General features: G+C 39.2%; 14 protein-coding genes. 5 read left to right on the top strand and 9 right to left on the bottom strand.

What is annotated here, in order from left to right:
• Positions 1 to 3: 3 nt before the first annotated feature.
• Positions 4 to 2079 carry an FUSC family protein gene (locus FTV34_RS05490; RefSeq protein WP_180069191.1) on the bottom strand — a complete coding sequence of 692 codons (2076 nt, stop codon included), beginning with the start codon at positions 2077 to 2079 and terminating at the stop codon, positions 4 to 6.
• Between the two features lie 424 nt (positions 2080 to 2503).
• Between FTV34_RS05490 and FTV34_RS05485 the strand changes: the two genes are divergently transcribed.
• On the top strand, positions 2504 to 3298 hold the full coding sequence (locus FTV34_RS05485) for an IclR family transcriptional regulator (protein ID WP_180069189.1): 795 nt from the start codon (positions 2504 to 2506) through the stop codon (positions 3296 to 3298).
• Between the two features lie 360 nt (positions 3299 to 3658).
• Here FTV34_RS05485 and FTV34_RS05480 read toward each other — a convergent pair whose 3' ends face one another.
• Positions 3659 to 4588 (bottom strand): LysR family transcriptional regulator, encoded by a 930-nt coding sequence (locus tag FTV34_RS05480; protein WP_180069187.1) that lies wholly within the window; start codon positions 4586 to 4588, stop codon positions 3659 to 3661.
• Between the two features lie 134 nt (positions 4589 to 4722).
• Between FTV34_RS05480 and FTV34_RS05475 the strand changes: the two genes are divergently transcribed.
• The 3 genes from FTV34_RS05475 to FTV34_RS05465 all read left to right on the top strand — a co-directional run bounded on the left by FTV34_RS05475 (position 4723) and on the right by FTV34_RS05465 (position 6447).
• Entirely contained in the window at positions 4723 to 5151 is a 429-nt protein-coding gene (locus tag FTV34_RS05475; RefSeq protein WP_034170896.1) for a DMT family transporter, read from the top strand.
• Positions 5152 to 5163: 12 nt separating this feature from the next.
• The gene (locus FTV34_RS05470) at positions 5164 to 5628 is read left to right on the top strand and encodes a DMT family transporter (RefSeq protein ID WP_034170895.1); all 465 of its coding nucleotides are present in this window, start codon (positions 5164 to 5166) and stop codon (positions 5626 to 5628) included.
• A 120-nt stretch (positions 5629 to 5748) separates the two neighbouring features.
• Complete coding sequence (locus FTV34_RS05465; RefSeq protein ID WP_180069185.1) at positions 5749 to 6447, top strand: DUF1826 domain-containing protein; 699 nt, start codon at positions 5749 to 5751, stop codon at positions 6445 to 6447.
• A 65-nt stretch (positions 6448 to 6512) separates the two neighbouring features.
• Here the strand turns inward: FTV34_RS05465 and FTV34_RS05460 are convergent, their stop codons facing one another.
• The 7 genes from FTV34_RS05460 to FTV34_RS05430 form a co-directional block, all read right to left on the bottom strand.
• On the bottom strand, positions 6513 to 7007 hold the full coding sequence (locus tag FTV34_RS05460; protein WP_180069183.1) for a flavin reductase: 495 nt from the start codon (positions 7005 to 7007) through the stop codon (positions 6513 to 6515).
• A gap of 87 nt (positions 7008 to 7094) precedes the next feature.
• Positions 7095 to 8123, bottom strand: a complete 1029-nt coding sequence (locus FTV34_RS05455; RefSeq protein ID WP_180069181.1) for a methionine synthase — start codon at positions 8121 to 8123, stop codon at positions 7095 to 7097.
• A gap of 42 nt (positions 8124 to 8165) precedes the next feature.
• The gene (locus FTV34_RS05450) at positions 8166 to 9164 is read right to left on the bottom strand and encodes a putative oxygenase MesX (protein ID WP_180069179.1); all 999 of its coding nucleotides are present in this window, start codon (positions 9162 to 9164) and stop codon (positions 8166 to 8168) included.
• A 283-nt stretch (positions 9165 to 9447) separates the two neighbouring features.
• A complete protein-coding gene (locus FTV34_RS05445) occupies positions 9448 to 10140 on the bottom strand; it encodes a metallophosphoesterase (protein ID WP_180069177.1) in 693 nt (230 codons plus the stop codon).
• 461 nt (positions 10141 to 10601) lie between these two features.
• Complete coding sequence (locus FTV34_RS05440) at positions 10602 to 11915, bottom strand: sorbosone dehydrogenase family protein (RefSeq protein WP_180069175.1); 1314 nt, start codon at positions 11913 to 11915, stop codon at positions 10602 to 10604.
• A 177-nt stretch (positions 11916 to 12092) separates the two neighbouring features.
• Positions 12093 to 13817 (bottom strand): bifunctional protein-serine/threonine kinase/phosphatase, encoded by a 1725-nt coding sequence (locus tag FTV34_RS05435; RefSeq protein ID WP_180069173.1) that lies wholly within the window; start codon positions 13815 to 13817, stop codon positions 12093 to 12095.
• Positions 13818 to 13868: 51 nt separating this feature from the next.
• A complete protein-coding gene (locus tag FTV34_RS05430) occupies positions 13869 to 14678 on the bottom strand; it encodes a formate/nitrite transporter family protein (protein WP_125278664.1) in 810 nt (269 codons plus the stop codon).
• Positions 14679 to 14958: 280 nt separating this feature from the next.
• Here FTV34_RS05430 and cynS point away from each other — a divergent pair, with 280 nt between their 5' ends.
• Positions 14959 to 15408: a cyanase gene (gene cynS, locus FTV34_RS05425; protein WP_180069171.1), complete on the top strand. Its 450-nt coding sequence runs from the start codon at positions 14959 to 14961 to the stop codon at positions 15406 to 15408.
• Positions 15409 to 15719: the final 311 nt, after the last annotated feature.

Genomic DNA, 15719 nt, shown 5'->3' with positions numbered 1-15719 from the left:
GTATTAATCTCCTGCGCCTGCATATCTTGGCGGTGTCTTGATATGACATAAGCTGCTACGAATATTGTTGAGTGAAATATGCAGCCGTTCTACAACATCTGTGTGTTCCTGCATGCTAAGATCTGCTTCCAAAGCCTGTATTCTGTTAATTAACTGTGCGAAGGCAGCATCATAATTTTGTCCAATTTCTTTGGCACGAAAATATTCATCCAGCTGTATTTGAAGATCTTCGAGTTGCTGGGTCAAAGGCTGCTGTTCAGGCAACTTAAGTATGAGTTCCTGTAACCGTGCCAGATCCACTACGGCGCTGGATTCAATGAGTGCCTTATTGATTTTATTTTTCAGATCTTCAGATTCTACTGCTTTAGTATTCAATACCCCGATGCGGTCAATCATCGTACGTAAATGGATACGGAACCGTACCCCATAAGGAATATACAGTGCCTGACGAATGGCTCGGTTATGAATGGCCAAAATGCGCTGTACGGTTATATCTGGCGACATTGCACGGATCATATGGATAATAAATACAGCGATGATTGGCCCGATCACTGTACCAATCGCGGCATCAAAGAAAGAAATTTGATCCAGGGTATAACGGTTCTGAAAATTCAGTCCCATGATCGTACCCATCAACAAAGGCAAGCCAATTCCAACCAAGGGTGGATGCAAAAAAAGCATCAGGCAATATATGCAGAATGGTGCAAGTACAAGCGCTAACTGCCAGAATTCTATAATATTTGGAAAAATTCCATAGGCATATATGAAGATCACGATCGAAGCATATAAGCTACTACGAATAAACAGCTTCAATGCAGGCACCGGATTATCCAGCGCCGTTAATATACATGCACTGATTGCCGCCATTTCAGCCAGCATAAATCCTGCTTTCCAGCCGCTTAAGATCCAAAAGGCAGTAGCAATAAAAACAGTGAGGCATGCAGAAACCCCGCCCCGCACCGCTACGCCATGATCACGATGCAGAGCTGGATAGTTTGTAGTAAGTGGAACAATCATTTCAGGCAGTGAAGTATCCCCTTGTTGGATTCGCTGCCAGATCAACTTAATTGCATGGATATTCTGAATGAAATGACGGATATCCATTTTCAAGCTTTTCAATATTACAATTTGATCATCTTTTGAATGTTCAAAAATTTTCAGGAAATCTGTTTCAAAATCAGCAGGAAGATGATTCAGTTCAAACTCTTGTAATGTATGTTCATCAGTTAGATATGTATTAATTTTGGAATGTAAATCTGCTAATGACTGGCGATATCCTGTATCAATGAAGTCTAACTGTTGCATGCGTTCAGACATCGCCACCAAATTACTCACCAGCATTGTGATCTGGTTCAGCATTTCCTGCAGTGGTTTGGTCATTCCCTGTAGAGCTGATTTTTCATAGCTTAAATGCACAGCCATGACATGAATATCTGCAATATCTCCAGCCAATTGGCTTAAAGCTTTTGTATAGTTCTGGTCTTGACGTGGTTCCAATAGAATTTTATTAAAAATCTGCTGAGTATCCGCTAAGGTTTTACTGACACGACTTTTCACTGCGGGGCCAATATGCATTGGAAATATGGTCGTCGTCACAATCGCGCTGCAAACGACCCCAATAGTAATTTCCAGAAAGCGTCCTACCGCCATATCAAATAATGAGGCAGTATCAATAAAGTAAATGATATTGAAGCAGATAATGACAGTCGTATATCCAGCCAGCATCAATATATAACTGCGCGGTGTACGATCAAGCAGAGAGAAATATAAACAAAGACCAACCCAACAGGATAAAAACAGCGTAAACAACCACGGCGTATTGATTAGCCAAGGAGTAACTGCAACTGCCACAATTGCGCCTAATAAAGTACCTAGTACACGATAGATACTTTTTGAAGCGGTCATTCCCGTATAAGGATTGGCAATAACGAAAACTGTGCCAATAGCCCAAATCGGATAAGCAAGATCCAAACTCAACGCAACGTAGAGCGCCAAAATACCAGCCACAAACGTTTTAGTCGCAAAAATCCAGTCCATTTTATTTGGACGAAATGCGAGTAAAGATTTTATAAGCAGCATGGTTTCTCTCTAAGAGCTTATTTTATTTTCTAAAGCAAATAACCTGCCCACCAAGCCCAAAGAACTCAGTGACAAAATTTTTACTTGTTGAAAGTCTATAAAATTAGAATATTCAGCTGATTAAACTGAAACTGGTTGATGAAAATATAAAAAGCAAAAGATAATGCTTTGCTTAATTATTCATCATTGGATATTTGTGTAAGTAATTTTTTCAAATAAACGCTTTATTGTCAATAAAAATATCTCTATATGAGAATAAGTATGTTTTTTTTCATTGCGTAGGCCGTTATGCTGAATATTTGTCTCTTTTCTTCCTCTATCCTCATGATTCGAGAATTTTAGGTAAATAGTTGCCTCTACTACCCTCTTTTAAGCTAAAGTGAGTCATCACCTTTTTCAATAGTCAGCACTTCAGGTTTTTTTTATGGCGCAAGCAAGTTTTGGAAAAATTCTTACGGTTCTCGATCTATTTTCGTTATCACGTTCAGTGATTAATGTAGATATCATCAGTGAAGAATTAAACCTCTCCAAACCTACCAGTTATCGCTATTTAAAAGAATTGGTATCGGCTGAATTATTACAGCGAATCAGTGGCACATCCGGTGACTATACGCTGGGTTCGAAAATTGCTGTTCTGGATTATATTTCAAGAAAAACTGATCCTTTGGTTCAGATCAGCATTCCCTTTATGCAGGAAATCGTCGAACGGACTGAGTTTTCTTGTATATTGACTCATCTCAATTATGATTCTTGTATCGACTTACATGACGAAGTCTTTAAAAATGCACATCTGCTTTCATTCGGACGCGGTTGTCCACGTCCTGTCTATGTAGGTTCATCTTCAAAAGTCATCATGGCACATTTACCGAAACAAGTGTTGCTTGACTATTACCAACGTTATGCCGATGCATTTGCAGAAGTAGGATTTGTGCAGAATGAAACCGCTTTTCTGGAACAAATGAGAAAGATCAAAAAACAGGGATATTATTATTCTAGTGGTGAACTTGATCCTCAAGTTGCAGGTTTGTCTGTACCAGTTAAATTCTCTCTTAAAGAACCGCCCTTAGCGCTTACTTTATTAGCTTCAAAGAATAGATTTGATTTCGTAAATCTGGAAAAATTAGTACAAATTCTTCAGGAGAAAGCACAGATTATTGAAAATAAGTTCCTCCACCATCCTGAAAGCACCAGTGATATTCGTAATAATTTAATCAAATAAAATTTAAATTATGTTTGAAAAACTATTCATATTCTCATAATATGATTATCAGTCTTTAAGCCATAGCATTCTTACTGAATTAAATGGCGAGAAGATTCCTCAGAGGTAAAAAAGCCTATTTCGAATGAGATAGGCTTTTTTATTTTAATTTTGGATTTATCGCAATAATGCAGATACATTTAAGGAAAGTTAAGAATTTTACAATTGCGATGTGTAGATAAAATCTAAAGTTAGAAATTTGAAATCATATAAGTTCTTCCATTTTATGCTTTTCATCTTAGCTCTTCCTTAGAATCCTTCTTGATCAAAAAAGATAACTAAGAAACCAATTAAGCTTTTTATAATTGGATCATAAAAATTTTAAAACTTAAGAATATTATCCCAGTACGGCGGATCTCCAATTTCTTTTAAAATGAAATCAAGCACAGTTCTGACTTTTTGTGAACGAATTCTGTTTTCGGGAGAAACCAGATGAATCCCTATAGAATAAGGCTCTACTGTACTGATCCAGTCAGGAAGGAGTTGAACCAGTTTATGTGTTTTGAAATAGTCTTCCATAAAAATCCAGGTTGGAAATAATACAATCCCCCGTCCTTCCAATGCCGCATCTACCAGGACTTCTGCATTATTGCTTCTTAAAGGTCCTTGTGGCTCAATTAAAATCGGAGTGTCATGCTCCTGTTGACGGAAATACCAGCGTTGGCTGCCTGAAACGCCCTTATACACCAGACATTGATGATTCTGAATCTCGTGTGGGGAATGTGGAGTTCCATACTTTCCAAGATATGCAGGACTCGCACACAGCACATATTGTTGATCACAGACCTTGCGTGCAATTAATGCTGAATCTTGTAATGAGCCAATCCGTATGGCAATGTCTACGCCTTCTTGTACAGGATCAATAAAAGTATCCGTCAAGATCAGCTCGACTGAAAGATCCGGATAGCTATCATGCAATTTATTCACTATATGCGATATATGTAGCCTTCCCAGCGCAACCGCTGTATTGATACGAATTAACCCTCTGATCGCATTTTTACCAGAAATTTCTTCATTGGCCAGATCTAGCGTATCCAGCACTTCCTTAATTTGCACAAAGTACTTTTCTCCTATGTCAGTTAGCCGAACAGAGCGTGTATTACGATAAAAAAGTTGTTGCCCAATTTCCTGTTCAAGTTTGGAAATAAAACGAGATACTGAGGAAGATGGAACCTGAAAATGCTTTGCCGTAGCTGAAAAACTGCCTGTCGTTGCCACCATCACAAAATAGCGTAATGCATTGAGTTGCATACTTGATCTATCCCTGAATTTAATTCAATCATTTTATTATTGTCATAATAGCAATTATGTTTTGAAAAATTGCGGAATTGTAGCTTTTAAATAAGAGAATATAATTCGTTGCTTTCTTCCTTTGGAAAGCATATATGAAACAGTTGTGGATTTTCCCATTAGTCGTTCTTGCAGGTATGGGGTTATCTGTTGAAGCGGGTTTACTGGGTCCACTCGGGGAAGAAATTGGGCATTTCTGGGCGACCTTGGGAATTTTCGCGATCGGATCACTGCTCTTAACCTTGGGGTTGATCTTCAGCCGTCCAAAGCTTTCTCTCATGTTCAAGCAGCCACGGTGGCAACTGACTGGCGGTATATTAGGCCCTATATATGTGGTTGCTTTAACTGTAGCGACACCTCATATTGGTGTTGGCCTGACCATGGTGGGGATCCTGTTTGGCCAGGTTGCGACCAGTCTTATTATTGATCACTGGGGTTTGTTAGGTAGCCATAAACGGGCTGTAGATAAATATCGTATTGGCGCGCTGGTGGCTATTTTAGCTGCATTATGGCTTATTCAATAAGGAAGCTTCTCCATGATTTATATAATGTTATTAGTCGTTATTTTTGGCGGAGCAGTTTTATGTGCTCAATCTTCAATTAATGGTCGTTTGGGTGCTAAAGTAGGTGTATTAGAAAGTTCTTGGCTGACATTTGTCTTAGGTGCTCTAGTCAGTTTTCTAATCGCTTTCTTTCTTGAACCCAACCATGCATTGAATTTATTCACCGCACCAAGATGGCAATTAACAGGTGCATTTTTTGGCGTGGCCTATATGCTTACGATTGTATTTGCTATGCCTAGACTGGGCGCTGCTGCCACCACTGTCGCCGTCATTAGTGGCCAGTTATTAATGAGTCTGCTCATCGATCATTTTGGATGGTTGAATAATCCGGTGATTCATTTAGATGGATCCAGACTAGCAGCAATTGCCCTATTAGCTGTTGCACTATTTTTTATCTATAAAAGTAATATTGCAGCCAAAGCACAAGCTGAAAATTAAGATACTGTGAAAGGAAAGAGATTTTAGGTTTTAAAATCTCTTTTTTTATGAGCTCATAAAGTTATTTTGAGGAATCTAAGGGTAATATTAGGCATAGTTCATAAGTCATTTCACTTAAGCATGCATAATCAATTTTCAGGCAATAAACAAATTCGTGTAGTCTCAAACTTTTCAGAACTCGTTAATTCGGATTTTAAGGGTGCGATGAATGCGATTTGCTGGTCTAGAAATTTAGCGGGTGATTTTGCCGAGATCGTGAATAAGCTTCATTTACAGGAAAATATGACTGAAGTTTCAATTGATGATCTTATGAAACTCCAGCTGTCAGAAAGCGGTCATCTGGCAAGAAAGATTATCTTAGAAGATATACAGCTACTGACTGACTACGGCGCTTCCCCTTCACTCAATCTGCTCAAATGCTATGAACGGGATAATGAGCTCGATTTCATTACTACAGATGTCTATTCATTCCATGTCGATCGCTCTCCGATTGAAACAGATACTTTCTTATGTACCTATCATGGTGCTGCAAGCGATATCTTGCCTAATGATCAGGTGGAACAAAAGATTCTGATTCCAGAAATCAGGGCAAAGCTGAAAGAATTATATGATGGCCCAGAAGCCGGATTTGAAGGTTTTCTGGAAGAGTATTTCTTTGATCTGCATTATCAACCTAAGCCTAATGCAAAACCTGTAAATTTAGGTCAGGGACATCTTTGGCGATTGGCAGTCGATCATCCAGTCCAAAGAGCCCTACCTTGTGTACATCGGGCTCCGGTTGAAAATGAGGGTGAATATCGATTGCTTTTGATTTGTTAAATTCGATACAAATCTTAAAAATGAGAAAATCTACATTATCTTATTGTCATTTTTCTCATTTTCATTCAAGCAAATTCTAACTGTCCAACCGAATGGTAAGTACGATTAAAATACACTAGGCTCTGATCTTGTTCGCTCCGTTGAATCGCAACCACTCGACACATAAAGATATTATGTGTCCCTACTTGCTGGATATTCTCGATTTCACAGTCAAAACTCACTAATGCATCGCCTAGTACAGGTGAGCCTGTTTTTAGTATTGTCCAAGAACCTAATTGAAATCTTCGTTCAGAACTGAATTTGCTGGATGCGAATGCATTAGAAATCTGTTCGTGCTGTGGACCTAAGACGTTCACTGACAAAATTTTGTTCTCAATAAAATGCACATGTGAACGAGATGACTGATTCATACAGACCAGCAATGTCGGTGGTGTATCAGTCACGCTGCATACTGCAGATGCCGTAAAACCATGCATTCCTGTCTCACCCGAGGTTGTAATGACATTCACTGCTGTGGTGAGTAAGGACATGGCATTTCTAAAGTCAGTCGCTTCAATCATCTCTTAAATCCCTAATTGACTATCGCTTTGATGAAGAGCGGTAAAAGTACATGTATTCCTTATACAGCTCTTAAGACAAATGAATACTCAGGCTGTCAGTTCTTGACGAACAATAGCTGCGCCAGCACTTAAAGCATTCAGTTTGCCTTGTGCGACTTGACGCGATAAAGGTGCCATACCACAGTTGGTTGAAGGATACAGCTTGTCAGCATCCACGAACTGAAGCGCCTTTCGTAAAGTATCTGCAACCTGTTCTGGTGTTTCAATTTGATTGGTTGCGACATCTATGGCGCCGACCATGACTTTTTTGCCACGAATCAATTCAATCAGATCCATTGGTACATGAGAGTTTTGGCATTCAAGTGAAACAATGTCGATCTTAGACTTTTGCAGTTTCGGAAAAATTGCTTCGTATTGGCGCCACTCTGAACCTAGAGTCTTTTTCCAGTCCGTATTGGCTTTGATACCGTAACCATAGCAGATGTGTACTGCTGTTTCACATTTCAGACCTTCAAGCGCTCGTTCTAATGTGGCAATGCCCCAGTCATTTACTTCATCAAAAAATACATTAAATGCAGGCTCATCAAACTGGATGATATCTACACCTGCTGCTTCAAGTTCAAGTGCTTCCTGATTCAGGATTTTTGCAAATTCCCAAGCCAGTTTTTCACGGCTCTTAAAATGAGCATCATAAAGCGTATCGATCATGGTCATTGGACCCGGCAACGCCCATTTGATTGGCTGCTTAGTTTGGCTACGCAAGAACTTGGCATCATCTACAAATACAGGTTTCTTGCGAGCGACAGCACCCACGACAGATGGCACACTCGCATCATAGCGATTTCGAATCCGCACCGTCTCACGTTTCTTGAAATCAACACCTTCCAGATGTTCAATAAAAGTCGTCACAAAGTGCTGACGGGTTTGTTCGCCATCACTGACGATATCAATGCCTGCCTGTAGTTGCTCATGTAGGGACAAGCTCAAAGCATCTCGCTTGGCTTCAAGGAGCTGCTCGCCTTCCAGTTTCCAGGGTGACCAAAGTTGCTCAGGTTCGGCAAGCCAAGACGGTTTCGGCAAGCTGCCAGCTGTAGATGTTGGGAGTAAAATGCTCATGTCTAATCTTCTATCTCTATATTCGTTAATTTATTTCTTCATTCAGGCAGTATGCTCTTGATGAGCATTATCTACAGTAAAATTTGCGGCCCACTTTTCAAGAATGTCTTTATACGGCTTAATAAAATTTTCTTCTGTCCATTTGCCCTGCTTAACTGCTAATTGACTACGCTCCACACGGTCGTAAACGATTTGTGTCAACGAATAATCCTGATAATTCAGGCTTGGTTGATAGATCAAACCTGCAGGCGAATTGGTGTTGTAAATTTCAGGACGATAAATCTTCTGGAAACTTTCCATGGTACTGATCGCACTGATAAGTTCGAAGTCCGTGTAATCACGCAATAAGTCACCGGCAAAATAGAATGCCAACGGTGCATTACCATGTTCAGGTTTGAAATAGCGAACGCTTAAGCCCATCTTTCTGAAGTATGCATCTGTACGTGAATAATCATCATTTTTATATTCCACACCGAGTACAGGATGCACATGTGCAGTACGGTAATAGGTTTTCGTGGTAGATACACTCAGGCAAATCACCGGCTGTTTCTTAAACTCGGCTTTAAACACATCTGAATGAATTAAATGCTGATAAAGTTTGCCGTGCAAATCACCAAAGTCGTCAAGCTTTGCATCAGTTTTATCGCTGATGGATGGCAATACAACGCTAAAGTCATAATCACGTACATAAGATGAAAAGCTATTGCCAATCATGCCTTCAATGCGCTCATTGGTTTTATGATCAATGACGGTACTTTTCAGCATCTCGATAAAAGGGAAAGTTTGACCATGGCCTTCGACATCAAGTTCCGCAGAGATAATGTCAATTTCAAGGGAATAACGGTCGCCTTTAGGATTATCACTTGTCGCTAATGAATTAAAACGCTGATTAATCATGGCCAGAGTTCTGCGCAGATTTTCCTGTCGACTTTCACCACGTGCCAGATTGGCAAAGTTTGTGGTTAAACGTGTGTTGTCTGCTGGTTGATAATTTTCATCAAAACGGATGTGCTTGATTGAGCATGTAAATTGATTACCCATGGAGATTCACTATCCTAAATTTTTAAATAAAGCCAAATTTCTGTATAACTTCATTTAAACGTGAATCTATAGATGAGTAAAACGATATAAATTCAGTAAAAGATGAGAGAAATTCACTATAGATGAATTAATTGTATGAATACTTACTCAAAATTAAATAGAACAAAATACAGTTTCTCATTCAAAAATAAATATAGATCGCCTTTTATAAAAATGAGCTATCAATTTAATTTTAAAGGTAAAAATTATTGATGTGTCTTTCAATTGGCTCTTGCTGTAGCACCTAGTTTGCATCTTTTATTTTATTAACACACAACTTCTTCGTATAAGAAGAACCTACATCAATATAGTGGCAATTATCAATTTGAGTATGGTTTTTTACAATCGTATGACCCAGATAGATCTCATCGATATTTTTAACGGTTCCATAGCGATAAGAATGATTGCGAATTCTCCCTCTACCCCAAAGAGCATTGGTATATGCTGAAGTTAAGCCTGGAATTCTACTTTCACCTTTTGCAATTTTCTTTTTAAATATATTCCAGTCATTAAGCGCAATATCTGCGTGTAAAATGCCAATCTTTTTATACTCGAGGTTTAGTTCAATGGCCAAAGGAAGTGCAGAAAAAATTTCACTGAGTTCATCCTGTTTTTCGGTTGATAAAAGATAGAACCACTCACCACCATTCTGCGCATGCATATCTTGAATCCATGCATCGTCACGGCCCTTGATACACATTTCCTCATGATTGCCGCGAACACAATAAAACCAGGGCTGACTTAGCAATGAAACGCATTCCAGGTTTTCATTACCACGATCGACCAGATCTCCGGTACAAATCAGTAGATCTTTCTCAAAATTAAAATGAACTTTCTCTAATTCTTGCATGAGCAAGCTATAACAACCATGCAGATCCCCAACCACATATATGGCAGAGAAATCAGATCCATCAATTACCTTAGTTAAAGTGTTCATAAGTATCTTCTATAACATGGAACCCGTCTGCCAAACCTGAAGCAAAAGATGATTCTTAAATCATATCTTTTAATTTTAATGCTGTTTAAAACCTTAAAGATGATTTTTTAACATTATTTATCTACTACAATTAAATTATTTTTAGTCATAAAACCCTTTGTAAAATATAGGAAAGTTCACATAATGTTAACTTTTGTATAAATATATTATTTTTTTGTAAGTTTAAGCTTACATCGATTGGAGCAAATACTCTATATCCTGTTTCCTCAATTTTTGACATTATGTTTCACATAAAGAGTCAGCAAGGAAAGCTGATAATAATCGCATTACAATGATAATAAAGTCGAAAGACAGCGAACTTACTGGGATGGTAAGTGATAAAAGTAGAGACTACAGCCGCTAAGCCTTATAGTTTTGGGAGAGACTATAAGGCTTTTATTTTATTAGCATCTACTTATTTATTAATTCGGTGATACTCGCCAAATCACGTTCCCTACATCATCAGCAACTAATATTGCGCCTTGAGCATCTGTAGCTACACCCACAGGCCGACCAAATGCATCTCCATTTTTGCTTAAAAATCCGGTCAGAACCTCTTGAGGCTGACCGGAAGGCTGACCATTTTGAAATGGCACAAAAATAACTTTATAACCACTATGAGGTTTCCTATTCCAGGAACCATGCTGACCAATGAGTGCACCATCACGATATTGGGATATTAAATTAGCCTTATAAAATGTCAGACCCAGTGATGCAGTATGATTTCCCAAGGCATAATCTGGCTTAATTGCTTTCGCGACCAGTTCAGGCTTTTGCGGTTTTACCCGGGTATCCACATGCTGGCCATAATAACTATAAGGCCAGCCATAAAAAGCGCCATCTTTTACTGAGGTCATATAATCAGGAACCAGATCATTGCCCAGCTCATCACGCTCATTCACTACAGTCCATAAGGCTCCACTCTGAGGCTGCCAGTCCATGCCATTGGGATTACGCAGGCCTGTAGCAAACGGCCGGGCTTGACCTGTAGAAAGGTCCAATTCCATGATCAGGGCGCGTCCTTCTTCCTGAGCTATGCCATTTTCAGCCACATTACTATTGGAACCCACCGTAATATAGAGCTTCGTCCCTGCAGGATTGGCAATAACATTTTTTGTCCAGTGATGATTTAAGGGGCCAGCAGGTAAGTCCAATACTTTAGTGCCTTTTTCTTTGATCTGGGTCATACCTGGCTGATAAGAGAATCGAACTAAAGCATCGGTATTTGCGACATAAAGCATATTACCCACTAAAGTCATTCCAAACGGCGAGTTTAAGTTTTGCAGAAATACCGTTTTCTGGTCAGCAATGCCATCTTGATCACTGTCACGTAGCAGGCTAATACTGTTAGCGCTTGGATAGGATGATCCTGCTCTTCTCATCACCATTTTCATGATTTTACCTTTAATCCCTTTACTGTCTTCAGGCTTAGGTGGAGCATCAGTTTCAGCTACCAGTACATCTCCATTCGGCAATACATATAACCAGCGCGGGTGTTGAAGGCCTTGTGCGAATGCTTGCACTTTTAAACCTGGTGCTGGCGTCGGCATGACACCTTCAGGCCAACCTTTTGCAGGGGCAATGTTGACGACCGGAAACAGTCTTGATTTTGGTTCAGGTAAAGACGGCTGAGCGCCATAACTATCTGTTACAGGTGTTTTGGATGAAACTGTACAGCCGGTAAATGCCAATATGATTACGGTACTTAAGGCTGATAGGAGAAATTGAGCCGCCATGGTATTTCCTTGCTTTTTGTTTTTATCTCTCCCATTTTAAAAGGTGGTTGAAATCGTAATGATATAGTTCTTGTAGTTTCTGGTTGTGGATTGATTGCCGTAAATATACTAGTGACGCAAGTTGCCTAAAGCATAGAACGCTGTCTAATTTTTTTACTTATATTCACTCCAACCTTCTTAAATAAATGGCCATGCAATACTTAATAAAAGTAAAAGTCCTAATACAGCACAACTGATTTGCCAGAAACGTAAAGGATCACGTTCAATCATGGTAGGAGCTTTGGATTTTAATAATTCCTTGGATGGGTGTTCCAGATCATGGATCAATTCAGTCAATGCCTCATAACGATGCATCGGCTCGATATTCAGTGCCTTTTTTAGAATCTGGTCTAACCAGAGTGGTAAATCCGGCCGATATTTTTGAATGGAATGATATTGAACTTTTTTCATCTGTTTCAATGACTTACATCGAGCTAAATCTGTACCATAAGGAAGCTGTTTAGTCAGTAAATAATAAGCCATGGCTGCCAAAGAAAATTGATCGGACTGAATCGATGGTGAATGTTCAATGAAATATTCAGGCGCCATAAATGCCAAGGTACCAAGTGTCCGATTCACATGTTTAGGATTAATTTCGACTAAACCTCGTACAGCAGTTGAACCATAATCAATCAGTTTGACTTTAAGTGTATTATCAACGTTTAAGACCATAATATTTTCAGGACGTACATCTTGATGCAACATTTCCAGTCGGTGCATTGCATTTAAGGCCAATGCTGTTTGCTGCAAAATAGGGAGAATATCTTCCATCTGCAAAGGCTTTTTCTGTTGATGCAGCCAGCGATCTAAGGTTTCTCCCTGCAAATATTCATAACTCTGGAATAAATATTTTTTCTCTGATTGATGCGTATAACATTGTAGCAGATTTTCGTGCTTAAGACGCTTTGAAACCCAGTCTTCAAGTTGAAACTGTTCAACAGCCTGTTCATCTTGTTGTAAATCTACTGCCAGAGTTTTAATCACTAGCGGTTGCCGATCATGATCGTGTGCCAAATACAGGCAACTGCGGTGATTTTGGTGCAGGATTTTGTCAATGGCATAGCCTTCAAATGCTTCACCTTTGCTGAGCTGGGGTGGAAAGACATAATCCTGGTGCATATAAAACTGATCTGGTTCAGGCAACTGCTCAATACGGAGCACTTGAAGACTTAAATTATCATCACTGCCCTGTTTTAAAGCCTGTTCAACCAGGAATTTGGCAAGCTGATTTAAGTGATCTGCTGCTAAGGTGAAATCTAATAATTGTTGGTCTGTAACAAACTCATAAACCCCATCAGTCATGAGTAGAAAGACATCTTTTTCTTTTAGTTCAAGGCTTTGATAATCAATTTCAATACGATAATCCACCCCTAAGGCACGACTGAGATAATGTTCTGTCGAAGACAGACAGACGCGATGATCATGGGTTAATAATTCAATTTCACCATCTCGGATTCGATAAATACGACTATCACCGACGTGAAAAATATGCGCCTGATGCTGCTTTAAAATAAGTGCGGATAAGGTACAGACATAGCCCCGATCTTTATCGAAACGTCCCTGACTTTGTTGAGTTTGTGCATATAACCATGAATTAGTGGCACGAATCACCCGTGCTGCTGAAGTCTGAGTGCTCCAGGCATCCGAAGTCGAATAATAATCAGAGAGAAAACTGCTAACGGCTGTTTCTGCGGCAATGTGACTGACATTGCTACTGCCGATCCCGTCGGCAATCGCACAGCCTATACCTTTTTGCTTCAGTACATGACCTTCTGGCAAATAGATGCCATAAAAATCCTGATTCTGATCTTTAATACCAGCCGTAGAATACTGTCCAATAGCGACTTTTAATGTTTTTTTCATATTGAAAACTCAAAAAGGGATCATATTGATCCCTTTAAAAATGATTCATTATTAGAATTCTTTTTTCGCGCCAGTACGTACATGTGTGGTGTAAAGTGCCAGACCTGTTAAGGCTAAACCCCCTACCAGATTACCTAAAGCAACCGGTAATTCATTCCACAGGAAATAATCTGCAATCGAGAAGTCACCACCCATCATCATGGCAAATGGGAACAGGAACATGTTTACCACTGAATGTTCAAAGCCCATGGCAAAGAACAGCATCACTGGCATCCACATTGCGATGAACTTGCCACTCACTGTAGTTGACATCATCGCACCAATCACCCCTAAAGACACCATCCAGTTACACAGCATGCCGCGAATAAAAATAGTTATCCAACCTGAGAAACCATAAGCCGCATAACCTAAGGTACGGTCTTCACCAATATGAGAAATCTTTTCACCGACTGGATTCGGATCAGTCGCAAAGCCCATGGTATAAACAGCAGCCATCAGTACTGCAACGACTAAACACCCAGTAAAGTTACCTAAAAATACCAGTCCCCAGTTTTTTAAAATGCGTGCCCAGGTTACGCCAGGACGTTTATCCAGCCATGCCAGCGGTGTCAATACAAATACCCCAGTCAGCAAGTCATAGCCCAATAAATACAACATGCAGAAGCCAACAGGAAACAGTAATGCGCCAATCAATGGCACACCAGTTTGCACTGCAATCGTAATTGCAAATACGGCTGCCAAGGCCAAAATCGCACCTGCCATAAAGGCACGAATCAAAACATCACGGGTTGCCATATGAAGCTTGGATTCACCCGCATCTACTACTTTTTTTGCAAACTCCGCAGGAGCAAGATATGCCATGTTGTCGTCCTCTTTTTCAATATACGGACCTGTTTTTCGAAAAAAAGACGCCTAAGATCACTGAAGACCTTAGGCGCCGTTGCCTTGAATATTAGAACAGGTAATGGTGAATGGCGTCGTTGCCATGTATATCGAAATAGAAGCAAAAGCTGTGCCATAAATAATTAATAATCGCTTAAATATTCATTTTTTATTTAGCATGAACTCTAAAATGCTATTGGCATGATATCTGCATTATCCGTTCTGCATACATTCATTTGAGAATAATTTGGAGAGGATTATGATTACCCATCGTCAACAAGTAACTGACATGATCATTTCAGCGAAAGTTTTAAAGTCAATTAAGTGGTCAAATGTTGCCAAAGAGATTGGTCTTTCTAAAGAATGGGTAACCGCTGCATGTTTAGGTCAGATGGCGTTTAATAAAGAGCAAGCAGAAAAGATTGGTCAGATTTTTGGCTTAAGTGATGAAGCCGTTGCATGGCTACAGATCGTGCCATATAAAGGTTCCCTGCCAACCAGCGTACCGACCGATCCTTTAATTTATCGTTGGTATGAAGTGGTGAATGTATATGGTTCTACCATTAAAGAACTGATTCATGAAGAATTTGGTGACGGTATTATGAGCGCGATTGATTTTAGTATGGATATTCAACGCGAAGAAAATCCGAATGGCGACCGTGTCAATGTCGTATTGTCTGGCAAGTTCTTGCCTTATAAAACTTATTGATCAATATCATTTATAAAAAGCCATCAATGTGATGGCTTTTTTTTTATTTCATTTTTCTTTTTATATTTGAGCATTAATCTCATTCTCTACATGAAAAAAATTTAGCGAATATACTTTATAAATTTAAAAAATTAATATGAAGTCAATAATTTACATATTATTTTACTAAAATAAATCGCTTTTATTTTAAGTAAAATCTTAACCCCTTCTTCTTTTAATCTGCTTTAACTGCAAAGTATTCCTCTATCAATGAGTAATTTTTAATTTAAATTTCCTATTATATTTAGATTGATTTAAAAATATCTAATCAA

This window comes from Acinetobacter sp. YH16038 (assembly GCF_013417275.1).
In the GTDB taxonomy this organism is placed as follows: domain Bacteria; phylum Pseudomonadota; class Gammaproteobacteria; order Pseudomonadales; family Moraxellaceae; genus Acinetobacter.
Note: the sequence above shows the minus strand (reverse complement) of the source record. Positions and strands in the feature narration are given on the sequence as shown.